General features: G+C 41.6%; 23 protein-coding genes, 1 tRNA gene and 1 pseudogene. 16 read left to right on the top strand and 9 right to left on the bottom strand.

Annotated elements, in window-relative coordinates:
* Nucleotides 1–343 (top strand): annotated as a pseudogene (locus tag NWP22_RS18195) (photosystem II q(b) protein); the annotation flags it as partial.
* Nucleotides 344–523: 180 nt separating this feature from the next.
* Here NWP22_RS18195 and NWP22_RS18190 read toward each other — a convergent pair.
* Together NWP22_RS18190 and NWP22_RS18185 are read right to left on the bottom strand one after the other, a co-directional pair.
* On the bottom strand, nt 524–1027 hold the full coding sequence (locus NWP22_RS18190) for a thermonuclease family protein (RefSeq protein WP_271733061.1): 504 nt from the start codon (nt 1025–1027) through the stop codon (nt 524–526).
* Complete coding sequence (locus NWP22_RS18185; protein WP_280802211.1) at nt 1021–2778, bottom strand: ABC transporter ATP-binding protein; 1758 nt, start codon at nt 2776–2778, stop codon at nt 1021–1023. The genes NWP22_RS18190 and NWP22_RS18185 overlap by 7 nt, the downstream gene beginning before the upstream one ends.
* Before the next feature lie 41 nt (nt 2779–2819).
* Here NWP22_RS18185 and NWP22_RS18180 point away from each other — a divergent pair, with 41 nt between their 5' ends.
* On the top strand, nt 2820–3767 hold the full coding sequence (locus tag NWP22_RS18180; RefSeq protein ID WP_271733057.1) for an ROK family protein: 948 nt from the start codon (nt 2820–2822) through the stop codon (nt 3765–3767).
* Between the two features lie 67 nt (nt 3768–3834).
* Here NWP22_RS18180 and NWP22_RS18175 read toward each other — a convergent pair whose 3' ends face one another.
* The gene (locus NWP22_RS18175; protein ID WP_271733054.1) at nt 3835–4773 is read right to left on the bottom strand and encodes a phosphoribulokinase; all 939 of its coding nucleotides are present in this window, start codon (nt 4771–4773) and stop codon (nt 3835–3837) included.
* A gap of 360 nt (nt 4774–5133) precedes the next feature.
* Between NWP22_RS18175 and NWP22_RS18170 the strand changes: the two genes are divergently transcribed.
* Nucleotides 5134–6735 carry a peptide ligase PGM1-related protein gene (locus NWP22_RS18170; RefSeq protein WP_271733051.1) on the top strand — a complete coding sequence of 534 codons (1602 nt, stop codon included), beginning with the start codon at nt 5134–5136 and terminating at the stop codon, nt 6733–6735.
* A gap of 346 nt (nt 6736–7081) precedes the next feature.
* On the opposite strand, the gene NWP22_RS18165 is transcribed toward NWP22_RS18170, so the two are convergent.
* Nucleotides 7082–7291, bottom strand: coding sequence for a plasmid partition protein ParG (locus tag NWP22_RS18165; RefSeq protein ID WP_271733049.1), 210 nt, complete (start codon nt 7289–7291; stop codon nt 7082–7084).
* A 423-nt stretch (nt 7292–7714) separates the two neighbouring features.
* Here NWP22_RS18165 and NWP22_RS18160 point away from each other — a divergent pair, with 423 nt between their 5' ends.
* The 7 genes from NWP22_RS18160 (at nt 7715) to devC (ending at nt 15843) form a co-directional block, all read left to right on the top strand.
* Nucleotides 7715–8749: an aromatic ring-hydroxylating dioxygenase subunit alpha gene (locus NWP22_RS18160; RefSeq protein WP_271733047.1), complete on the top strand. Its 1035-nt coding sequence runs from the start codon at nt 7715–7717 to the stop codon at nt 8747–8749.
* A 93-nt stretch (nt 8750–8842) separates the two neighbouring features.
* Nucleotides 8843–9856, top strand: coding sequence for an aromatic ring-hydroxylating dioxygenase subunit alpha (locus NWP22_RS18155; RefSeq protein ID WP_271733045.1), 1014 nt, complete (start codon nt 8843–8845; stop codon nt 9854–9856).
* Nucleotides 9857–9996: 140 nt separating this feature from the next.
* A complete protein-coding gene (gene hemF, locus NWP22_RS18150) occupies nt 9997–10998 on the top strand; it encodes an oxygen-dependent coproporphyrinogen oxidase (protein ID WP_271733043.1) in 1002 nt (333 codons plus the stop codon).
* A gap of 256 nt (nt 10999–11254) precedes the next feature.
* Nucleotides 11255–11887, top strand: coding sequence for a helix-turn-helix domain-containing protein (locus NWP22_RS18145; protein ID WP_280802210.1), 633 nt, complete (start codon nt 11255–11257; stop codon nt 11885–11887).
* 106 nt (nt 11888–11993) lie between these two features.
* Entirely contained in the window at nt 11994–13382 is a 1389-nt protein-coding gene (locus tag NWP22_RS18140) for an FAD-binding protein (protein ID WP_271733041.1), read from the top strand.
* An 11-nt stretch (nt 13383–13393) separates the two neighbouring features.
* Nucleotides 13394–14617: an ABC exporter membrane fusion protein gene (locus NWP22_RS18135; RefSeq protein ID WP_271733039.1), complete on the top strand. Its 1224-nt coding sequence runs from the start codon at nt 13394–13396 to the stop codon at nt 14615–14617.
* Nucleotides 14618–14685: 68 nt separating this feature from the next.
* A complete protein-coding gene (devC, locus tag NWP22_RS18130) occupies nt 14686–15843 on the top strand; it encodes an ABC transporter permease DevC (protein WP_280802209.1) in 1158 nt (385 codons plus the stop codon).
* A 26-nt stretch (nt 15844–15869) separates the two neighbouring features.
* On the opposite strand, the gene NWP22_RS18125 is transcribed toward devC, so the two are convergent.
* Both NWP22_RS18125 and NWP22_RS18120 read right to left on the bottom strand, forming a co-directional pair.
* Entirely contained in the window at nt 15870–17174 is a 1305-nt protein-coding gene (locus tag NWP22_RS18125; RefSeq protein ID WP_280802208.1) for an efflux RND transporter periplasmic adaptor subunit, read from the bottom strand.
* 290 nt (nt 17175–17464) lie between these two features.
* Nucleotides 17465–18403, bottom strand: a complete 939-nt coding sequence (locus tag NWP22_RS18120) for a serine hydrolase (protein ID WP_280802207.1) — start codon at nt 18401–18403, stop codon at nt 17465–17467.
* 6 nt (nt 18404–18409) lie between these two features.
* Here NWP22_RS18120 and NWP22_RS18115 point away from each other — a divergent pair, with 6 nt between their 5' ends.
* Genes NWP22_RS18115 through NWP22_RS18105 form a run of 3 tightly spaced genes read left to right on the top strand, consistent with a single transcriptional unit; the run spans nt 18410 to nt 21412 of the window.
* Nucleotides 18410–19114 (top strand): C40 family peptidase, encoded by a 705-nt coding sequence (locus tag NWP22_RS18115; protein WP_271733031.1) that lies wholly within the window; start codon nt 18410–18412, stop codon nt 19112–19114.
* A gap of 10 nt (nt 19115–19124) precedes the next feature.
* On the top strand, nt 19125–20138 hold the full coding sequence (locus NWP22_RS18110) for a glycosyltransferase family 2 protein (protein ID WP_271733028.1): 1014 nt from the start codon (nt 19125–19127) through the stop codon (nt 20136–20138).
* Nucleotides 20139–20182: 44 nt separating this feature from the next.
* Complete coding sequence (locus NWP22_RS18105; RefSeq protein ID WP_271733026.1) at nt 20183–21412, top strand: MFS transporter; 1230 nt, start codon at nt 20183–20185, stop codon at nt 21410–21412.
* Between the two features lie 63 nt (nt 21413–21475).
* On the opposite strand, the gene NWP22_RS18100 is transcribed toward NWP22_RS18105, so the two are convergent.
* A tRNA-Arg gene (locus tag NWP22_RS18100) sits at nt 21476–21549 on the bottom strand.
* Nucleotides 21550–21711: 162 nt separating this feature from the next.
* Here NWP22_RS18100 and NWP22_RS18095 point away from each other — a divergent pair.
* The 3 genes from NWP22_RS18095 (at nt 21712) to NWP22_RS18085 (ending at nt 22722) form a co-directional block, all read left to right on the top strand.
* A complete protein-coding gene (locus NWP22_RS18095; RefSeq protein ID WP_271733024.1) occupies nt 21712–21969 on the top strand; it encodes a 2TM domain-containing protein in 258 nt (85 codons plus the stop codon).
* 119 nt (nt 21970–22088) lie between these two features.
* On the top strand, nt 22089–22397 hold the full coding sequence (locus NWP22_RS18090) for a DUF3181 family protein (RefSeq protein ID WP_271733023.1): 309 nt from the start codon (nt 22089–22091) through the stop codon (nt 22395–22397).
* Between the two features lie 94 nt (nt 22398–22491).
* Nucleotides 22492–22722 carry an acetyltransferase gene (locus NWP22_RS18085; protein ID WP_280802206.1) on the top strand — a complete coding sequence of 77 codons (231 nt, stop codon included), beginning with the start codon at nt 22492–22494 and terminating at the stop codon, nt 22720–22722.
* A 2-nt stretch (nt 22723–22724) separates the two neighbouring features.
* On the opposite strand, the gene NWP22_RS18080 is transcribed toward NWP22_RS18085, so the two are convergent.
* A complete protein-coding gene (locus tag NWP22_RS18080) occupies nt 22725–23195 on the bottom strand; it encodes an ABA4-like family protein (protein ID WP_280802205.1) in 471 nt (156 codons plus the stop codon).
* A gap of 14 nt (nt 23196–23209) precedes the next feature.
* Nucleotides 23210–24250: a cobalamin biosynthesis protein CobW gene (cobW, locus tag NWP22_RS18075; RefSeq protein ID WP_271733018.1), complete on the bottom strand. Its 1041-nt coding sequence runs from the start codon at nt 24248–24250 to the stop codon at nt 23210–23212.
* Nucleotides 24251–24273 lie beyond the last annotated feature (23 nt).

Genomic DNA, 24273 nt, shown 5'->3' with positions numbered 1-24273 from the left:
CATCGTAGCTGCTCACGGTTACTTCGGTCGCTTAATCTTCCAATACGCTTCCTTCAACAACAGCCGTTCACTACACTTCTTCTTAGCTGCTTGGCCTGTAATCGGTATCTGGTTCACCGCTTTGGGTGTAAGCACCATGGCTTTCAACTTGAACGGTTTCAACTTCAACCAATCAGTAATTGATTCTCAAGGTCGCGTCATCGCTACCTGGGCTGATGTCATCAACCGCGCTAACCTGGGTATGGAAGTAATGCACGAGCGTAACGCTCACAACTTCCCCTTAGACTTGGCTGCTGGTGAAGTTGCTCCTGTTGCTTTGACTGCTCCTGCAATCAACGGTTAATCATAAAGTTTAGCTGAATCGAAACCGCCTCTCAGAAATGGGGGGCGTTTTTTGTTTGGGTGAATATTTGACAGTATAAAATACAGATATTAATTGTCAAACTATAGTGAGGTACGCATCCTGACCGCCCTGGTCTACCTCAATTAGATCAAATCCGCCGTATTGTATTATTTGTTTAAACTATTTGTTGAAACGCCGAAAATCCCAAGGCATTTGAGGGCGGCGTTGATTCCAAAAACCTAATTTCTGACTCTTTGCAGATTTCTCGGCCTGCAATAAACTATTTCTCAACTCTGGACAATTGCGCAGGAAATAGTGATAAACTACAGCTTGCCCCTCTTCGACCATACTTAGGCTAAGATTGCGATCGCCCACAAACACCTCAGATACTAAGCGATTATATTCATCAGTATATAGGGGTTTGAGGCTGACATCTTGTCCAATAGGCAGTAATTGTTTTAATGTTGCAGTTGATCTACTCCCCCAGGGCTTCTGTTTTCGCTCCGGTGCGTCGATACAAGCTAAACGTACAGTAACTGTTTGTTCATCCCTTTTCACCTCAATAGTGTCGCCGTCTATAATTCTCAAGACCCTAGTGGTGGTATGATTGGTATTCCCAGGGAAGAATTGACATCCTACTACCGCACCACAAAGAACCATAAAAACCAGAATTTTTTTCAACATTCTTTTGAACTCTCTGTGGGTAGATGACCTTGTTGCTGTCTGAGATAAAATCGGGCGTAGCGTTGGTTAAGTGCTAATAATTCTGTGTGGGTTCCTGATTCAACAATTTTCCCTTTTTCCATCACTAAAATGCGATCGCATCGGCGGACAGTGCTTAAGCGGTGAGCTATAATAAACACCGTGCGATTCGCCATCAGTCTTTCTAATGCTTCTTGTACTAATGCTTCCGACTCAGAATCTAAAGCAGATGTAGCCTCATCTAAAATCAAAATTTGCGGGTTGAGAAATACCGCCCTGGCGATCGCGATTCTTTGGCGTTGTCCACCGGATAAATTTACCCCCCGCTCACCCACCCAAGTATAGTAACCCTCTGGTAACTGACTAATAAACTGGTGAGCGTTGGCAATTTTAGCAGATGCGGTGACTGCTTCCATCTCAAAATTATCTTGACCGAAAGCAATATTTTGGGCAATAGTTCCGGAAAACATCACAGTTTCTTGGGGAACAATACCAATTTGTCGCCGCAGACTATAAAGCTTAACATCGCGAATATCTACACCATCAACTAAAATCTTACCTGCTTGGGGGTCATAAAACCGAGGTAGGAGATTAACAAAGGTAGTTTTACCAGCACCGGAAGCACCCACTAAAGCGATGGACTCACCCGGTAATGCCAACAAATTGATATCTTTTAATACAGGTTCCCCTGGTTTATAGGTAAAAGACACATGACAATATTCTACTTGCCCTTTCACCGGCGGTAAAGCGATCGCCTCAGACTTTTCTAATATCGTCGGTTGAATAGCCATCAACTCAAAAACCCGGTCAACGGATGCTTCACCTTGCTTAAATTCGTTGTAGTTATGAGTAGTATGACCAATAGGGTCAATTAACAACGCCGCCGCAGTTAAATAACTAAAAAACTCTCCCACCGTCAAGTTATTTTGGGCAATTTGCCATGCACCCACTATTAATAAAAATATGGCACTGACAGCCTCTAGAAACCCCACTATAGGTATTTGAACTGCTTTGAGGCGTTCGGCGGAGTATTTAGCTTTAAAACTGCGTTCTGCTTCATTTCCAAACCGATCAATTTCATAATTTTCTGCCGCAAAAGCTTGGACTAAACGGATACCGCTAAATACCTCCGTGAGAATTGCCGATAACCCAGAAACACGATTTTGACTTTTAACAGAGTACTTGCGTAAACGTTCACCAAACCAGCCAATTAAAACTCCCATCAGTGGCGCTACAATCACTGTAGCTAATGTTAGTTGCCAATTCAGGTAGATCATGTAGACGGGTATAGCCACCAGCTGCAAAATACAGGGGATAAAATCGTGAAAGACCTTATTCACAACTTCCCCCACCCGGTCAACATCTTCAGTGAGGCGGTAAGATAAATCACCCGCTTTTGCCGTTTCAAAATAGCTCAAATCCAGTTTTTGCAGATGGGAGTAAACCCGCTTGCGGAGGTCAAAAGCTACCCTTAAAGCCACCTTAGCCATGTACATATCCTGCACAGACTGAAAAAAGCCCCGCACCAAAAAGACTAAAAGCAGCATTCCGGCTAATTGAGCGATCGCTACTATATCACCCTTACCAAAGGGTTCAGCCAATCTACCCGCAAGATTAATTAAGGTTAAAGTCGCCAGTACATAACCGATAATCCCCACAAATCCCTTAGTAATATTTTGCCAATGGGGTTTCAGATAAGGTAATAATTGCCAGTAATGAGAACGAGTTTTCAAGCTGTAAATTCCACAAAAATATTTTTTCTTGTTGAGACATTATGACACTAATCTTGGCCCTAGATTTTGGCGGTACGAAGTTGGCCGCAGCACTGGTAAATATTGGTTCTAGGGAATGGTTACGCCATGAAAGTTGTTTATCTCCAGATGATGGTAATGCTACCACCGACCTAGAAATCATGTACTCGCTGATTGACTCTTTACTAAAATCACAAAAACCTGATGCAATTGGTGTTAGTTTTGGCGGACCCGTAGACGCCACCACTGGAACTGTGCGACTGTCTCATCATGTTGCAGGTTGGGAAAATATTCCCCTTCAAGATTTACTACAAGATAAATTTACTGTTCCGGTGAGTGTAGATAATGATGCTAACGTCGCCGCTTTAGGAGAATATCGCTTTGGTGCTGGTATAGGAAACAACAGCTTGTTTTATATCACCATTAGCACTGGTGTAGGTGGTGGTTGGATAATCAACGGCCAGCCTTGGCGGGGTATGGGGGGAATGGCGGGTGAAATTGGACACATGGTTATAGATCCTGCTGGTCCTGTGTGTTTGTGTGGAAAGCGCGGATGTGTGGAACGGTTAGCTTCTGGCCCTTATATGGCGCAGAATATGCGGGAAACTTTGCAAAATCAACCCCACAGAGGCGAAATATTACGCAGGTTGGTAGGTAATAATTTAAATTTAATTACGGGAAAGGTAGTAAGTGCTGCTGCATCCCAAGGTGATGAATTAGCCCAGGAGATTCTATTCAAAGGTGCTTGGGCTTTGGGTCTGGGTATTGGTAACGTGGCGAATTTGATTAACCCCCACTTGTTTATTTTAGGTGGAAGTGTAATTAAATCAGGGGATAATTGGTGGGATGTAGTCCGCAAAGCGGCGCGAAAAACAGCTTTACCAGAAATTGATTTGACAATTGTTCCGGCCGCTTTGGGTGATGATGCACCCCTTTGGGGGGCTGTGGCTTTGGCTGAATTAGCTTGGTAATTGCTATATTATGGGCAACAAAACTCACAAAAACCCCCTATTGTATTGAGTACAGTTAAGTCCCAATTTACTGATACATCTGGGTAGCTTTGAGCATATGGTAGGTAATAATCAACTGTGTGAGCGCCAGAGGATAACTTTGCAAAGTTTCCCCAGTAGTTCCCGCAACTTTTCCTAGTTCGGGATTAACTTCGCGATCGCACACGTTGAGTAAGTAAGGCATATCGGAACATAAAATATGCTCTAATTTACTTACCTGTTCTAAAGTCGCGTGACCATCAACTTCCAGCACATCCACAGGTTTACTCATATCCCGGTCTAACCCTAAACGGATTGCCGAATCAGAATTACCATCAGTTAAGTTCAGAATTGAGGTAAAATCAGGATGGGGGATTGTCGGTCGTAACACTAACCGCACATTTAAATGTCCATTGCCATCATCAACATCATCACTAGGGGAATAAAAACTCACCACTATATCAGACCATTGTCGTTGGGGACGAATAAAACTTTCTGAATCTGGTTCACGCTTTTCTAGTTCTGCCAAAACTTCTTCAGGAGTGTACCCCCGCTTTTGGGTATCGCGTTTAACTTTCCATTGGGCGCGTAGGGGTTCCGGGGGCGCTAAATATACCTTCACGTCGTAGGCTTCACGAGCTACCCGAGTAGAATAACCGAGCAACCCTTCAATAATCACAAACTTCGTAGGTCGGATGTATTGTGGCGGCTCAAATGTACCTGTTTTGTGGCTGTAAACCGGTTTGAGAATGGGCTGTCCGGTGCGTAAGAGGGATAAGTGCTGCTGCATAATATCGAGGTGATTGCAGTCAGGATGCAGCGCCGTGATGCCAATTTCTGCACGTTGTTGACGATCATAACGGTGATAATCATCGGTACAGATGACGGTGACATTTTCAGGTCCTAGTACCTGAGCAATTCCTCTGGTCAGTGTTGTTTTACCTGCGGCGCTGTCACCGACAATTCCCAAAATTATTGGACGTCCCATGATTCCCCTCCGGATATGAACAACAAGTACAGTAATAAACGTTTTTAGTTAATTTTTACATTTTAGAAGGTAATTGACCCATTAACTCAACTCAAACATCCTGCGTAACATCTCTATACATTTAATTTATTCGCGTTTACTTATAATTAAGTAGGTCAATATAGTTAAACATCAATACATCCAACACCTGTTTGATAACTATTGAATCTGCTTATTAAGTTTTTTTAAGTTGAGTTAATTAGGTGTTTTTAGTGCTTAACTGAGTACTCAAAGAAGTGTTGCACATTCGGGGTATGTGATGCTTTTTAGTATATACCAGAGAGGTAAAGCAGTTTTGGGAATCAAGACGGACTAGGGATTATGGTGACGCTGAATATTTCAGATTCCGACAAAATTGATAAGTTTCGGCATCTTCAGTTAAGTTTATGCGATCGCTGGCCGACTATTGAACTATTTGACAATAGTGAGGCGGATATTTTAATTATTCCCTCCCTGAGCATCGACCAGCATGAACTGCATAAAGTAGAAGGCTGTGAGCATTATGAAGAAAGATTACTATTTTGTTTGATGCGGTTGCGAAATCCCCGCACTAGACTAATTTATGTCACTTCCATGCCCTTGCATCCTAGTATTATTGATTACTATTTACAATTATTACCAGGAATCCCATTTTCCCATGCCCGCAATCGCCTGTTACTACTTTCCACTTATGATGCTTCCCTCAGACCTCTAACCGCCAAAATTCTAGAACGTCCCCGGTTGCTAGAGCGGATTCGCCAAGCATTAAGGCTAGAAAAATCCTTTATGACCTGCTACAACTCCACATTTTTAGAGGCGGAATTATCTTTACAATTAAATGTACCATTATATGCAGTCGCCCCAAACCTACAGACATGGGGGACAAAAAGCGGTAGTCGCCAAATATTTGCAGAAAGTGGAGTACCATTACCAGACGGTAGCGAAAAGGTATGGAATCACCAAAATTTGGCAGAAGTTGCTAGTGATTTATGGGAACGCCAACCAACACTACAAAGAATAGTAATCAAACTCAATGAAGGAATTTCTGGAGAAGGAAACGCCCTATTAGATTTGCGCCCCATCATGGATGTAGCACCAGGGAAAGTTACTCGCAGCCAAACAATAGCCACAATTGGCGATCGCTTCTCCACTATGCGCTTTCAGTCCGCAAAAGAAAGTTGGGGGAATTTTCGCGCACGGATTAGGGAACTAGGGGCGATCGCAGAAGCATTTATAGAAGGAGAAAATAAGCGATCGCCCAGTGTCCAAGGACGCATCACACCTAGTGGAGAAGTAGAAATTCTCTCCACCCATGACCAAATTCTAGGCGGTCCAGACGGACAGATTTATCTAGGTTGTAAATTTCCCGCTGATTCTAGCTATCGGTTACAATTGCAGGAATTTGGTTTAAAAATCGGTAAAAAACTCGCCGAAAAAGGCGCATTAGAAAGATTTGGCGTAGATTTCATCACCGTTGACCAAGGAAATGGCCAATGGGACATTCAAGCCATTGAAATTAACTTACGTAAGGGTGGTACAACTCACCCCTTTATGACCCTGAAATTATTAACCAACGGACGTTACGACCTAGCCACAGGGTTATTTTACAGTCAACAAGGGCGGCCTAAATACTATATAGCCACCGACAACCTGCAAAAAGACCCATATCGGGGATTACTACCCAACGATTTGATGGACATTATCGCCCATCACCGGCTGCACTTTGATAGCGGTACCGAAACAGGGACGGTTTTTCATCTTATGGGTTGTCTTTCCCAGTTTGGTAAATTGGGATTAACCAGTATTGGCGATTCCCCACAACAAGCAGAAGACATTTATAACAAAGTCGTCCATGTTCTGGATGAAGAAACCCGCCGCGACAATCCGGATCTACCTTTGTTCTCAGATTACACTTTTCCTATAGCCGGGGATGGATATAACTAGGGAATAGGGAGGAATTTTGCACCCATACCCAGTCTTGATACTTTTTTTTGTCAGTGTCAACGTGACTGCGAATAAACTCGCCAGCGCCTTACCCCCATGTCTAAAACCAGACGGTTCTGGTCGGCGCTGGTATTGCGGTCAAATTTATGCAATATAATCCATGAAAATATTGCTACATCAGGGTTTCAACCATAGTTGTTACCCAATTATCACCAAATCCATCAGCAGTTATTCCAGGTTGGCATAATAGCATACCAAGCTTTAACAACTAACTACCCCGGTGTAACTACACACCCAGAGCAGAACTACAATTACAGTTGCAGCTTATTTAATCAACTTTTTGGAATCATGCGGACCTATTACCATTTTGACCTGTGGGCGATGGTGATATTTTCGGGGAATTTGGTAGTTCCATCTCATTTTTAGCTAACCAATCTTCAATAAGTTCAGCCGAAACATCAGACATATTCAATCCTTTAAAAAAGCAAATTGTTTTAAACCTGTCTTTAATTTCAGGGGGAAGGTAAACCCGAATCGAAGCTTCTCCTTGTGCCACACTATACTCCAAGTAATAAACTTATTAACCAGTTTATTCGTGTAATGGTTCATCAGGGAAAAATATTAACTAGTTGACTAATGCATCAGTTAATTGGTATAGTATCACCTGTACCCCAGGAAAGAGAAGTAAATCTATCCGAAAGATGACACATAACAAAGGCTATAGCATCCAGAAAGTGTCAGCACCAGCAAATGAATATCACAGGCGCAATAGCAAGCAAATTGATCTCAATTTGCTTAAATTAGCTGCAATAAATACCTGTAAGCAAAAGACAGCAGAAAAAATCTGTCAAAAAATGTTTCATCGCCAAACTACAGACTAAAAGCCACAAAAATCAGCAATAGCTTCATAAAAACCGATTTTTAGCCAAAAATTTAGGATCACAAAACTCCAATCAATTATTTATTTCAAAGCTGAGAAATGCTAAAAAATTTCTGGTACGCTTGTGAATTTACCTCAGCCGTTACTAACAAGCCTAAACAAGTTTTGATGTTAAATCAGAGATTTGTTCTCTATCGCAATTCTCAAGGCGAAGTAGTTGTATTAAAAGACCAGTGTTCCCATAGAGGTGCAGCATTATCTCTAGGTTGGCGAGAAGACAACTGTATCCGTTGTCCCTATCATGGATGGAAATTTCAAGCCGATGGGAAATGTGTAGAAATCCCTGCTAATGAAATGGGAACACCAATTCCACCCAGAGCTAATGTCAAGAGCTACCCAGTACAAGAAAAATATGGTTTTGTCTGGATATTCTACGGAGATTTACCAGCAGAATCACGTCCACCCATTCCTCCGTTCCCAGAATATCAAGACCCCAAAATGCATCCAATTTACTTAGAATATGAGATGCAAACTCACTATACCCGTGTCATAGAAAATGCACTTGACCCCGCCCATCTTTATGCAGTTCATGGTAATTCCTTTGGTGCGGGATTGGCAGAAGATACCACAGTAGATGAGTATGTCATTAAAGATGAAGATTGGGGCATAAGTACCAAAATTATCTACAGGAATTATACCCAGCCCAAAAATGGCATCTTTAAATCTTTTTTCGGTCCAAAAAAGACACAATTAAATGCCAAAATTAGCTTTTACCTACCCAATATAACTAAAATTGAAAGTGACTTTGGTCGTGGTAAAATTATCAACTATGCTATTCATGTTCCCGTTAATGACCAGAGAACCATTAGTAAACGAATTCAACTGCGTAATTTCTTTACCTATGCTTGGGCAGATAGATTATTTATCAAGTTTCATCATCAAGTTGGTTTAGAAGATAAAATAGTCACAGAGTCACAAATTCCCCAATTAATCCCAGATAATTTAACAACTGAAGTTCATGTTGCTGCTGATGCTATGAACCTGGCTTATCGCCAGATACGACAAAAATATTTAGCTATGGGATGGGGTTTGAATTATCATCAAAATCAACGAGAACGGTCATTGACAAAATAGATTTGATTTATTTTCACTTGTGAGGCTAATAATTATGAAAAAGTAATTCCCCGTTACGCCAATTACACAACGAAAAAGGAAGTAAAGGCGCTGATGTTGAAAAACTTTTGGTATGCTTGTGAATTTAGTTCTGCAATTACCAATAGGCCAAAGCAAGTTTTGATGTTCAATCAGAGATTTGTTCTTTATCGCAACTCTCAAGGAGAAATAGTAGCTTTAAATGACCAATGTCCCCATCGCGGGGCTGCTTTTTCTCTGGGTTGGATTGAAAAGGATTGTATCCGGTGTCCCTATCATGGCTGGAAATTTCAAGCTGATGGCGAATGTATTGAAATTCCCTCTAATCCACCTGATACCCCTGTACCTAAAAAAGCTCGTGTTCCTCACTATCCAACCCAGGAAAAATATGGTTTTGTCTGGCTATTTTATGGTGATTTACCAGCAACAGAACGCCCTCCTTTACCGACTTTTCCAGAGTACATGGTATCGACTATGCGCCCTGTATATGACGATAGTATAGATAATGCCAACTATGCTCGGCTCATGGAAGCTAATCTTGATTTTACCCATGTAATCGCCGTCCATAAAAAATCTTTTGGGCAGAGAATACCCATAAATACAACTATTAACTATCAAGTTGATAAATATGATTGGGGTGCTGTGGCTAAGGTTAACTATGAATCTTTAGGTAACTCCAAAAGTTTCTTAAACTTTTTATTGGGTGGACGACCAGAACTGAAAACAAAATTGACCTTATATCTACCTAATGTTACTCTGGCAGAAATTAGTGTGGGTCGCGGTAGTAGGTTTGATGTCAAGTTTGGCGTTTTAGTGGCTCACCTACCTATTGATGATCATACGACTCGTGTTAAACGGGTGTTATATCGCAATGTTTTACCATTTCCTTGGCTTGATGGATTTTTTAGAAAGCTTGACCACAAATTAGCACAAGAAGATACAGTAGTGGTTTCAAGTTTAAATTCTCAACCAATACCAAAAATATCAGAGGAAGTTCATGTAGCTGCTGATGCTTTAGATATTACTTTTCGGCGGTTTTTGCAAAGCTTTCAGACTGACTTTGATGGATTGAGTCAGGATAAAAACTAAAAGATAGGGAACCCCAGATCAGAAGGTTTTATTTTGGGTGCTGAGTTTATATGGGGTTGAGTTTTGTAGCAATAATGATTTCTGGTAGATAAATACACGCAGGTTGATATAAGTATTTGACTAATACTGGGGAGATAAGTATGAACCATGTACTGGAAAAAATCACTGAGGAACTAGGAATGCGTGGAGTTATTGATAAGTTTTTCAGGCGGATGTTTGATAATACTTGTCAGGCTCTGGAAGCGTTGGATGGTAAGCATCTGTGTGAACAGTCCTGGAATCGTGACCAGGAGGGAGTCTGGAAGGTGGGTGAAAGTAGTCAAGATGCTATCTATATTGACCGGGTTCTGCACAATGGTAATGTGTTGGAAAAGGTAGGGGTGAATTATGTAGCCATAGAAGGTGAGTTACCTCCGGGAATGTCTTTTCAGCAATCGGGCGCTCTGGGTACAGATGTAGCTGATAAAATCACCCGCAGTCAGGCTAACCGCTATTTCGCTACAGGTTCTAGTTTTGTCATCCATCCCCATAACCCCATGGCTCCCACTGCTCATGCTAACTACCGCTATTTCGAGATTTGTCATGGTGACCAACCGGTTTATTGGTGGCTCGGTGGTGGTGCTGATTTAACACCAGCATATCTGTTTGAGGAAGATGCAGTTCATTTTCATCAGGTGCATAAACAGGTTTGTGATCAGTATGATTCTTCTTATTATCCGCGGTTTAAACGGTCATGTGATGAATATTTCCACATACAACATCGCGGTGAACACCGCGGTATTGGGGGAATTTTCTTTGACCATTTAAATAATCAAGATCCGCAAAAACTACTTGATTTTGTGACTGATTGCGCTGATGCTTTTATCCCTGCTTATATGCCAATTTTGGAAAGGCGTAAAGATATGTCTTTTACAAAGCTAAATAAGTATTGGCAACATCTGGTACGTGGGCGCTATGTAGAGTTTATCTTATCATGCGATCGCGGGGTGCGTTTTGGTTTAGCTAGTGGTATGGTTAACCAACAAAGTGTTTTTAACTGTATGCCTCCCGCTGCTAGTTGGGAATATGATGATCAACCTATTCCCGGTAGCAAAGAAGCTATGTTAAAAGAAGTCTTGAAAAATCCTCGGGAGTGGTTGTAAATCGGTTTTGATGGCTCCCCAGATGATGGAACACAATTTAACATCAAAATTTAATATCAAACCAACATATAGCGACTACAGGTAATGAAGAAAGACTTTACTTTTAACAAAACCAGAAAAGATACATCTTTGAGCAGTGACATAGAAATAGATATGGCATTATCATGTCTTAATGCTTGTAAATATGTACTAGTGTGGATAATTATACTTTGCCTGTATTCCAGTATATAAATAATTTATTCAATCAGAAATGACCATGGAAAAGGAACTAGTTACAGGTAATCTCCGCATGGAAGATATCATCAATCTAGATGAATCTAAAGCCATGAATTTGTTTCGCAAGAGATTACAAAGATACAAAACTCTGGTTGCAGAAAAAGGAGATGCAGCCGCTTTTGAACAAATGATGGCAAAATATCCTGAACAACAAAAGGCGCTGATGGGTACTTTTATCGAGCATAACACCTTAGCGAAAGGTTTCACCCAAGCTGCACCCTTGCTGGGATTAATGGGTTTTGTGATGGATGTGGTAGATATTTCCCAAAATGGTACAGATGCAGCATTAGAAATACAAAGAGTTTGCCCAGTTTTATCCTTGGCGAAAGAGTACGGTTTTGATAGTCCTTGTCGTGTCTTCTGCGAAATGGAACAAGAAGCTACCAGAAGAGCTTTTCCGGGAATCAAGGCGGCAATTTTGAGTAAACAAGCAGAGGGTGACTGTGTTTGTGTATTCAAGTATGAAAGAAGTACAAATAATTTACCGGTGATGAACACAGACAATAAAATTACTTTATCTCAGGTAATGTCTCGGTTTTTTGATCTCATAGGATTAATTCCTAGTTTGTGCGCAATCGGTTGTAAAATGCTGAAAATTCGTTTTTTTCACTAGTATCAATTCCCATTAATTATCAATAAATAAACTGTGATTAATTAAACAGTTGCTGGGACATAAAACACAAGATTCTTAAGAAAAAACTATAATTTAAACTAAAGTTATGAGTGGTATACTTACAGACTTAAAACAGATTATTGCCGGAGAAGTTAGTAACAAAGAATCAGACTTAGAAGCAGTTTCTCAAGATTTTGGCAACATTATTAAAAAACAGCCCCAAATTGTGATTCGTCCGCAAGATTCTAGTGATGTTGCTCAAGCAATTAAATATGCTGCTCAACAGGGTTTAACAATTTCCTCACGGGGTGCGGGACGTTCTTTAAGTGGTCAATCTTTGAATCAAGGGGGAATCCTCTTAGATATGAGGAATCTCAATCAAATTGGTGATTTCCGCCCCGATGAACTCTGGTTCCAAGCTGACCCTGGTGTGACTTGGAAGCAAGTTATTGATACTGCTATACCTGATGGTGTAATTCCCCCAGTCCTGACCAATAACTTTGACGTGACTTTGGGGGGAACTCTCTGCGCTGCTGGTTTAGGTTTGAGTTCTTTTCGTTATGGTTCTCAAGCTGATAACTGTTTGGCTTTGGAAGTTGTGACGGGGACTGGGGATATTATTTGGTGTACACCGGAAGACAACAGCGAACTTTTCTATCATGTTCTGTGTGGCTATGGTCAATTTGGTATTATTACTAAAGTTAAAAATCGTCTGAGGAAATATCGCCCTTACACTCGCAGTTATTTTCTTTGCTATGACGATTTAGATAAACTTTTAGATGATGCACGTGGGTTAGTCACAGAAGGTCGGATAGATGGTTTAGTATCTTTGTTTTCACCCTGCTTGCAAGGAATGAGCAGAAAAGAAAATCAGATCAAACCATTAATTCAATGGTTTTACAGGATGCAAATTACTGTAGAATTTGATGCTGTCAATCAGGTAAATGATGCAGAATTGCTGGCTGATTTAAATTTTTATCGCCATATCCACACTGAAGACTTGACTTTTGAGCAGTTCATTCAACCATTAGGTCAAGTTCCTCATCCTGTCAATACTGCTAATACTTGGATAGATTTACTTTTACCTGGTTCTAGTGCTCAGGAATTTATTAAGATTGCTCTGGAGCGTATACCTAATTTCTTGGATTTCCGCACTTTACCTATAGGTTCTTTTTGTCTCAATTCTCGCCATCATAAATTACCCATGTTTCCTTTACCGGATGATGAGTTAATTATCGGTTTGGGAATGTATCCGAGTATTCCCCAAACTCAGGTGGAAGTTGTGTTACAGCAGTTAAATTTACTGACTGATTTGGGCTTCCAAATGGGGGGTAAAAGATATATGGCGACTTGGGCGGAATTTGATTTACCAAAATGGCGATCGCAATTTGGTGATTACTGGTTGACCGTCAATGAAATCAAAAGGAAATACGACCCCTGTGGGATTCTGAATCCTGGTTTCTTCAAGTATGAACAACCCGTTGGTGCTATGTAAGGAAATAGAGAATGTTGCGAAATTCTGAAAATTCCTCTCTACTCCCCCCCAATTTTCGCTGGTTATTGGCTCTGGGTATGACCTCGCTCACAGCTATGGGGGTGGGTATCCTGTCTATAACTCGTCCGCTCAATACTCAAACCCCAGGGGTGACTACCAAAGTTAGTCAACCAGTGATTTCAAAAGTGAATGCGCTCGGAAGATTGCAACCAGCTGGTGAAGTCATGAGAATTTCGGCTCCTACTGATGTTAGTGGTGCTAGTCGTGTGGCGCAACTTTTGGTGACTGAAGGTCAGGAAGTAGGCGCTGGAGATGTGATTGCTATTTTGGACAATCGCGATCGCTTACAAGCTAATCTTAAGGAAGCACAGCAACAAGTGCGAGTGATGAAATCACGGTTAGCTCAGGTAAAAGCTGGCGCACAACCAAGTGAAATTTCCGCCAGAAAAGCAACTGTGAGCAATCTGCAAGCACAGTTAGATGGTGAAATCCCAACCCAGCAAGCTACCATCGCTCGCTTAGAAGCTGAGTTACAAAATGCACAGATAGAATTTCGCCGTTATGAAAATCTTTATCAAGAAGGTGCGATCGCTATTTCCACTCTTGATACTCGCAGATTAACTTTAAAATCCGCCCGGGAAGAATTGAATGGTGCGCAAGCTAATTTAGCCAGAACACAACGCACCCTCACCGCCCAAATTCAGGAAGCTAAGGCTATTTTAGCCCAAACAGCAGAGATACGTCCTACAGATGTGGCTATAGCACAAGCAGAAGTAGATCGGGCGATCGCCACTGTGGAAAAAATGCAAGTAGAACTAGATTCAGCATATATTCGCGCCCCACAAGCGGGTCAAATTCTCCAGGTTCAAGCTCATCCGGGTGAAACCATCGGTGAGGGGGGAATTGTGGAACTTGGTCGAACTAATCAAATGTATGCGATCGCAGAAATCTATGAAAGTGATATCAGTAACATTCGCTCTGGTCAAATTGCGACTATTACTAGTCCTAGTAATGCGTTTGAGGGTGAATTAAGGGGAACAGTCGATAGTATTGGCTTTCAAGTGGCGAAGAAAGATGTGTTAGACAGTGACCCCACCACAGCTACGGATGCTAGGGTAATTGAGGCTAAAATTCGTTTAGATGCAGCATCTAGTCAGCAGGTAGCTAATTTGACTAATCTCCAAGTGAATGTAGAAATACTTACCAGTCAAGATGTGAGTAAGTTAATTAGGTAAAAGTCATAAACATACTGGGTGTTGCTCTAGTTTTTTTATCCTTTTTTTTCCTTAAATCTTAAATATTTATGTTTAAACGGAGAATCCCTTTGGCTTGGCGACAATTAATGAAGCAAAAGGGGCGGTTTTTAGTCGCTATTTGTGGTATTACTTTCGCTGATTTTTTGATGTTGATGCAGTTGGGCTTTCAGTCGGCTTTATATGATAGTAATACCAGATTTCATGAAGTTTTACAAGCGGATTTAGTCTTGGTTAGTCGCCAAGGGCAAAACTTAGGGCTTCTGAGTAGTTTTCCTCGTCGCCGTTTGTTTCAAGCTGCTAATTTGTCGGAGGTTGAGTCGGTTAATCCTGTCTATGTTCGTTTAGGTGTTTGGAAGAGTCCCCAAACTAAGTTAGATGAGTCAATTTTAGTGATTGGTTTTAATCCGGAAAACCCGGCTTTTAATTTACCGGAAGTCAATCAACAATTGGCTACGATTAAATATCCTCATACTCTATTATTTGACCGCAATTCTAGCGGAAAATATGAACAAGCGATCGCCCAAATATCTCAAGGTCAACCCGTCATCACAGAATTACAAGGGCGTAGGGTGCAAATTCAGGGTTTGTATGAGGTGGGCGCTTCTTTTGTGGCCAATGGTAGTGTCATCACTAGTGACCAGAACTATTTACGGATTTTTTCGGGACAAAAACCTGGTCAAGTTAACTTAGGTTTAATCAACCTCAAACCTGGTAGCAATGCTGATTTAGTCGCCAAAGCCTTAGAGTCCTACCTGAGTGATGATGTCCGAGTTTTCACCCATCAAGAATTTATTGATTTTGAAAAGCAATATTGGCGAGAAAATGGGGCGATTGGTTTTATTTTTTCCCTGGGTGTTACCATTGGCTTTTTAGTGGGTGTGATTATTGTTTATCAAATTATTTATAGTGATGTTATGGATCACTTGCCGGAATATGCCACACTTAAGGCTATGGGTTATCGCAATATATATTTAATGTTTGTTGTTCTTCAGGAAACATTAATATTAGCTATATGCGGTTTTATTCCCGGTGGTTTAGTATCGTTTTTTATGTATAATTTTACCCGTAATATTACTAAATTACCATTATTTCTCACGCCGGAGAGACTCATTTTTGTACTGTTATTAACAGTGAGCATGTGTTTAATCTCCGGTGCGATCGCCATGGGTAAATTAAAGTCAGCAGATCCAGCCGATATTTTTTAAACAAGAATCAATCTATAATTATAAAACTATTCAGGCACTATTGGCATACCATCTTTTAGATTCAAAACGCCTGAAGTAACAATTTTATCTTCTGATTGTAATCCTGCCAAAACTTGGTAATGATCATCTCTAATATTACCTAATTGCACCCGTCTTTGGCGAGCTATAAGTTGAGATATCCCTTGTGGTGATTCCTCTGTTGTCATCACATAGACAAAAGTTTCCCCACCTACGCGAAACACTGATTTGGTAGGGATTAATACCCCAGAACGCTGATTCCAAATCACTCTCGCCTGTACTAATTGATCAGGTCGTAACTGACCTTCGGAATTATTAAACAGTGCTTTAACCAAAACTTCTCGCCGCTCATTTTTAGCATCAGGAGTAATTGCAGATATTTTACTACTACTTATCACCTCAGCTTGTGGATTCAACACTTCCACGGCCATTCCCTGACGTAATTGGGTGCTTTGTTCCACCGGGACAAAAATATGCAGTTCTAAGGGTTGATTTTGAGAAACAGTAACTAGTGGTGTAGAAGTATTGACTAAATCACCTACTCTCACAGAAATATTACCAACTGTACCGCTAAAAGGTGCTGTAATTGTATAACTCTGGGGGTGGAGTCGTTGACTGCGAATCTCGGACTGGGTTTGTTGCAAGGTTTTTTCAGCTTGTGAGATAGTCAGTTGCTCTCTTTGAATCTGAGCATTAATCGCCCCAAGATCAGCCTTAGTTGTAGCCACCCGATTAGCATACTGATTTCGCGCACGTCGAGAGATAGCTCCCTGGGTTGCTAGGTAAGCATACTTTTGATAATCCTCTTCGTGCAATTGTAAATCAGCAACTTGAGATTGGCGTGCTGCTTCCAGAGACTCAAGTTTAGCACGGGCATTTTCCCGTTGTAACACAGCAGCTTGATAAGTAGCATTAAGCTCAATTGTTGCTGGTCTAGAATCTACTTGGATAATTGCCGTTCTGGCTGTAACTTGATCCCCTGGTTTGAGAAATATTTGGGTAACTTGTCCGGGAATTTTCGACTTGATCTCTACCGAACGCCCAGACTTTAAGCTAGCAACAAAATTTGAACTTTCATCGACTATACCAGAGCGTACTGTTAACACCTTGACCCTGACGCCGGGAGTTTTAATATTAGTAGGTACTGCTTGATGTGTAGGAGTCAAAACACGCCAAAATATAGCGCTACCACCTGCAATAATTAGTATAGAAGCTAACAATAATCTCTGCCATCTTCTTTCTGGCAACCGTGGCTGATATGACTTTGGCGAATGATTATCTCCAAAATTATTTGGCGGCTCAGGCAATGTCATGGCTAACTAAATATAAATAACTCAATAGTAAGTCATGATTCGATATTTTGCCATCATAACCATTCATTTAGGATCATACTTACTTAAAAATTTTGTGTCATATATTTTAATATAATCCTGAATCAATTATCTCTAAATCTATCCCAGGTTCAATAATTAACAAGATTATTAAGCCCTCCCCTAGTTCAGGAGAGGGTGGGGCTGAGGGTTGATAAATCCTCAGAAAAACAGATTAATACAACCGAATATTAGTAATATTCCCTTGTATCTGTGTTCTTACGAATTACAAATTATAAATTACTCATCCCCTTGGCAAATAGCCCAGAAATAAAAGGTAAGATATCCCGGCGTTTGGCGTTAGCTTTACCTTCAGTAAATACAACTAAGATGTAGGGAAGCTGTTCTGATAACTCAATATAAGCTGCGTCATGACGAACTTGACTTGTCCAACCGGCTTTTGACCAAATTTGAGTATTTTGGGGAAGTCCACCCCCCAAGAAACCTGTTACCTGATCCTCTTCTACATCGGTGGGTAAATGATTGGGGTTAAGACTACGTTTGAGCAAATTCATCATGGCTTGCGATCGCTTACTAGACACTGCCACCCCACCTACAATAGTATGAATTAACTTAGCCGTGGCATTAGTGGTCACCATATTGCGATTATCAAGCATTTCCCCATAAAATGCTCGTTCCCTACCATAGGGACCATCACCCCAAGTTTTTTGACAAATATTAATTGTCTCCAACTCTTCCCAACCCAAAGACTGGTAATAGCGGTTAATAATATGACGTTGATATTTCCAAGTTTCAAAGGGTGCGCTTGGTAACTCTGGACCGGAAGTAGTGCCACTCAGGACATCTACAATTAAGCTAGTAGCATCATTGCTAGAGTCCACAATCATATCAGTTAAGGCGCGTTCCAACTCCTGACAGGGTGGGGTCATACCTTTTTCCAGCCATTCGTGGACAGCGACTAAATAAAACAATTTGACCACGCTAGCGGGATAAATTCGCTCCACCCCCCTATAAGTAAAACCACGGGGTATAGGGCTCCAAAAAGCATCAGGAGTCAAAGCACCACCAGTATTTACAGGTACTGGAGGATCATAAACAATCCAAGTTATAGCCACTTGGTTACGGGCTAAACTGGGAAATGTTGCCCAAGTTGCCTCTAAAATATCATTACCAAGATTTTCGAGTTGTTCGTCTTTTCTAAAGAAAATCATTGCAGAATGCTCTCTAATTCAGAATCCCCAATCCTCAAGACATCGGCTCAAGAATACCAGTGTATTGCTAATTTGAATTTATATGATTCTCCTGAATGTATAAGCCTGAGCACTCAAGCAGCTACAGGGCGACATTTGCGGGTCACATTAAATCATCAGTTCTCAGCATTTGAGGTGTATTTATGTGAAGATGACTATCCAGGGTGGGTATCTTGTGCCGACTTGGATATATTACAACCTGCTACCACACTTTATCAGGCCAAATCATTTTCCCAGTCTGAGATCACAAAATTACTCCCTGATGTGATTAATTTTACCCAAAAATCCATGGAACAGTCTAATTATTATCTGTGGGGTGGTACAGTCGGTCCGAATTACGACTGTTCCGGGTTAATGCAGGCGGCGTTTTTGTCGGTAGGCGTTTGGTTACCCAGAGATGCTTATCAACAGGAAGCTTTTACCCAGAAAATTCATATAAATGAATTACAACCAGGGGATTTAGTTTTTTTTGGAACTGTAAAAAAAGCCACTCATGTAGGGCTATATTTAGGCGATAATTCTTACATTCATAGTTCGGGAAAAGACCAGGGACGCAATGGTATTGGCATTGATATTCTCTCGGAACAGGGGGATAGGGTAAGTCAGTCATATTATCACCAGCTGCGGGGTGCAGGTCGGGTGATTCAGAGTTATCAACCACACAGAAACTAAGGACGTTAATATGAGGAGTGGCTTAATTTCCCAGGGTTTAAATCAGGAAAATGGTTCAAGTGGGGTAGTTGTCCCCGATGTTTCGGTGGTAGTACCAGTGCGGGATGAGGTGGAAAGTTTACCACTTTTGCTCGCAGCGATCGCTACTAGTGTCAGCGCCAGTAATTTCAGTTATGAAATCATTTGCGTGGATGATGGTTCTACAGACGGATCGGCGGAATTTCTCAAGTCACAAGCCCACATCCGTAGTGATTTAAAAGCGGTGCTATTACGGCGAAATTACGGACAAACTGCGGCAATGGCCGCTGGGTTTAATTATGCGATCGGTAAAGTGATTGTCACATTGGATGCTGATTTGCAAAATGATCCGGCGGATATCCCCTTATTACTAGCTAAATTGACAGAAGGCTATGATTTAGTGAGTGGTTGGCGACATCAACGCCAAGATGCTCTAGTTTCCCGCCTAATTCCTTCTCAAGTTGCTAATTGGCTGATTGGTAAGGTGACGGAAGTCAAGTTACATGATTATGGTTGTTCCCTCAAGGCTTATCGGTCGGAGCTTGTAGCTGATATGAATCTCTACGGGGAACTGCACCGATTTTTACCGGCTTTGGCTTACATTGAGGGGGCGCGAATTACTGAAATTCCCGTACGTCATCATGCGCGGCGTTTTGGCCGCAGTAAGTATGGTATTTGGCGCACCTTTCGCGTCATGATGGATTTGTTAACTATTTACTTCATGAAGAAGTTTCTCACCCGTCCCATGCACGTTTTCGGGTTGCTGGGATTGGGATCTATAGTTACAGGTATGCTGCTGGGTATTTACTTGAGTTTTATTAAATTGGCTTTAGGGGAGTCAATTGGTAGTCGCCCTTTGTTAATTTTGGCGGTGCTGCTGTTAGTCACTGGGATGCAGTTGTTTTGCTTTGGTCTGTTGGCTGAGTTATTGATGCGTACTTACCATGAATCCCAAGGTCGTCCCATCTATCGGGTGCGGGAAGTAGTAGCCAAAAATGTTAAGTAACGTAACAATATGAGAAACACTCTGGAACTAAACTGACATTTATTTTGAAAGCTATTCAGACCTTAGACAGCCAACTTAGACGTAACCTGCTGATTTTGTTTACCGCAGGTTTATTATTCTGGTCTAGCATTGCCTCATTATTACCCACTCTGCCCCTATATATCGAAGATATTGGCGCTACCAGTCAAGAGATTGGCATTGTTATGGGCAGTTTTGCCATCGGGATGCTACTATTTCGCCCTTGGTGTAGTAGTTTAGCAGACCGTCGGGGTCGTAAGATTGTGTTGCTCATTGGGATGTCAGCAGTGGCTATTGCACCTCTGGGTTATGTGTTAGCAAAGTCAATTATCCCATTAATGGTGTTACGCGCCTTTCACGGTATCAGTATTGCCGCTTTTGGTACTGCTTATGTAGCATTGGTGGGAGATTTAGCCCCTCCTCACAATCGCGGTGAGGTGATTGGCTACATGAGTTTAGTCAATCCCCTTGGTGTGGCTATTGGCCCAGCTATGGGGGGATATTTACAAGCTGCTGCTGGTTATACTCCCTTATTTCTGTTGTCCGCGGCTTTGGGTTTTGCGGGAATGTTATGTATTGTCCCCCTGGGGAATCCATCTGTGGCTCACCAGCTGGACAATAACCCTGAAAATAATCTATTCTGGCGATTATTATGGGCTCCTCGTGTGCGTGTTCCGGCAATAGTCATGCTGTTGATTGGTATGGTTTTAGGAACTTTACATACTTTTGTGCCATTATTTATCAAATCCACTAATGTAGATTTGAACCCAGGACTATTTTACACAGTAGCGGCGATCGCCAGTTTTAATGTCAGGCTATTTATTGGCCGCGCTTCTGATAAATATGGACGGGGTTTATTTATCACCCTGAGCTTAATTGCCTTCACCTTAGCCATGGTGGGTATATGGCGAGCTAACAGCGCCCCTATTTTCTTACTCTCAGCATTTGTCCAAGGTGCTGCTTCGGGAACTGTAATTCCCATGATGGCGGCGATGATGACAGACCGCGCCCAACCCCACGAACGCGGGCGGATATTTGGCGTCTCTTTAGTAGGATTAGATGTTGGTATTGGGGTCGCGGGTCCGGTTCTGGGTGTCATTGCTGAACAAGTAGGTTACCGCCAGATGTTTGGTTATGGTGCTGCTTTGACTTTTCTAGCCATGATTATATTTCTCACCCAGTCCAGTCATAACCTGAATAATTCTCTCCGCTTTGCCTTGGGGCGTGGTGAAGATAGTTACGCCTTAGATAGATAATTCCAAGTATAGGAAAAGGCAAAAGTGATTTTTAAAAGTAAAAATCATTTCTGCCTTTCTTAACGGGCGAGGAGGGATTCGAACCCCCGACACCGTGGTCCGTAGCCACGTGCTCTAGTCCGCTGAGCTACACACCCTTACAACAAAATAATCTTAACACTACTATGAAAATAATGCAAGGCCATTTTTTATTTAATTCTGCCGAACTAACACACCTGAATCATGAGGGGTAAGCACAGATGGTGAATGTGTCTGCTAAAGTTGAGTAAGTACATGGCTCAAGTCTCAAATAAATCCTTATGCCTCCTCGTTGGCCTCGCAAACCCGACCGCAAAGATCCAGATTTCCGCAAGTTAGATGACCGGATGAATTTTGCTGTCCATGTAGCATTGACTACGGCTGTTAATTCCGGTTTATGGTTTGTCCACAACTTAAAATCGGCCACCTGGGAATGGCTACCCTGGTTAACCGCAGGTTGGATATTAGTATTGTTGGTGCATCTGATTTATATTAGTGCGATCGCCAACTATAGCGAAACTCCACCCAAATCTACCTGAAGATTGATTATTGCGGCTAGGGGGATTGTAACCTGTGGTGGTAGATCCCAATACATAATTGTGCGATCATGTGAGAAACCCTGACATTTAACGCTCTTTGTTGATATAAGGTGATTTTTATGGCTACAACCAACACCGCTGAAATACTGGAAGCCCTAGCTGCTGAAATTGGCGAAGCGGTATATATAGATATTGCCAAATGGCATCTTTATTTATCTGATGCGAAACTGCATACTGTAGTTGCTGAACAGATGTATCCCTTAATTACTTCCCAGACTGTCAATGAAGACACTGTTATAGCAGTATTAACATCTATCCCAGTCAAAATTGGCGGTGGGAGGAAAGAATTACCTTTAAATGATCTCCTCCCACTACAATGTCAAGTCAACTTGGTAGATATTTTAGAGAAATATCAACGCCAGATTTAAGTTCTGCTCGGTTGAGGTGAGGCGGTATATCTTCCCCAACAAAAAGATGAGGGGTATTTTCCATTGTACCTTCAAATTTATTGAGGTGATGAATATGTTTTTACAACTCAAAGATTCAGGTGATATTATTAAAGTCCTTGATTTTCAGGAATTAATTGATCCTAATAGTCGGGTCATCCGCGCCCAAGACCAATTAGGTCAAGAAGAACAAGAACCGGAAACCTATCAAAAACAGAATCTTGTATTTCCCTCTGGTGAAAGCCTACCGCTTTGTTGGGTTGATCCCAATTATCGACATCCTCAACTTTGCACATCTGGTCACTAACTCTAATTGCTAACAGAAACCGCTGGTTCTCCCACATCCTTAGTCTGTGAATTGGGGAAAAATGCCCTAGTGATCCAGTAGGTGACTATATGAGATAATAAACCTAGAGGTCCAGCAAACAAACATAAAGCCAGAGAATGAATTGTCCAGATACCTGTTTTCTGACCCTCTAAATATATCCAACGACCTACAAATAAATCCATGACCAGGAAATGAATCCATCCTGTTGCAGCTGCTGTTTCATTAGTAAAAAATCGCGCAATATCTGCTAACTGGGGATTAGATAAAGCGGCAGCATTTTCTGGGGTAATACTATTGACAAACAGATACAAATATGCACTAGCTAAAACTACAAAAGGTAGATATGATCCCATTACCCACCGTGTAAATTTCCAGTTAGGTAAGAAAATCATTAACGCCCAAAAGGGTAAAACGAAAATATTGGCAATGTCAAATAGTTGAGAGATATTCATACAATTAGGGGTGATTATAAAGCTACTAATTGGGATGCTATTTCCGCAGGTTTCAAATCACGACCAATGAAAACTAAACTGGTTTGTTTAGGTTCTTGGACTTTCCAGGGGCGATCGTAGAATTTGTCAAACCGCGTTCCTACACCTTGCATTACTAAGCGCATAGATTTATTCGGTACGGAGACAAAGCCTTTAATCCGATAGATTTCTTGTTGATGTGCTAGTTGTTGCAGTTGCTGTTGTAGCTTTTCTGGGTCAAAGCTCCGGTCTAATACTACGTGAGTTGAGGTAATTTCTTCGTCGTGTTCGTGGTCTTCCTCCGTGTCGTGATGACTGGGACGACTATCTAAATTATCTTCAACTGCGGCTTGAAATCCCAGTAAGATGGAAGCATCCACTTGACCGCGATCGCTTTCCACAATCTTCACCACTCTGGGTAACTCTTGCTTAATTAGTTCCTCAACTTCCAGCTTTGTCTCCAGATCCACTAAATCAGTTTTATTCAACACCACCAAATCTGCACAGGCCAATTGGTCCTCAAACAGTTCTTGTAAGGGTGTTTCATGTTCTAGGCTATCATCTGCTTGGCGTTGAGCAGCTATAGCCTCCGGGTCGCTAGCAAATGTACCTGATGCTACCGCCGCACAGTCTACCACGGTAATTACTGCATCCACTGTAGCAGCGGCGCGAATTTCTTGCCAGCGAAAGGCTTTAACTAAAGGTTTCGGTAAAGCTAAACCAGAAGTTTCAATCAAAATACAGTCAATGCTATCTCGTCGCTTAATTAACTGCTGCATCGTGGGATAAAACTCTTCTTGCACAGTACAGCATAAGCAGCCGTTAGTTAACTCAAAGATATTACTCCCCTGTTCCCCATCTTCAGGGCAAATCTCACAGGATTTTAACAACTCACCATCAATACCCAGTTCCCCAAACTCATTGACTAACACCGCAATACGGCGACCTTGGTTGTTTTGTAGTAGGTGGCGAATTAGGCTAGTCTTACCACTGCCTAAAAAACCTGTAATCACTGTTACTGGTATTTTACCGGACATTATATACTACCTTTACTCCCTGC

It is taken from the genome of Anabaenopsis tanganyikae CS-531 (genome assembly GCF_029891675.1).
Classification (GTDB): Bacteria; Cyanobacteriota; Cyanobacteriia; order Cyanobacteriales; family Nostocaceae; genus Anabaenopsis; species Anabaenopsis arnoldii.
This window is presented reverse-complemented; position numbering and strand designations above follow the sequence as displayed.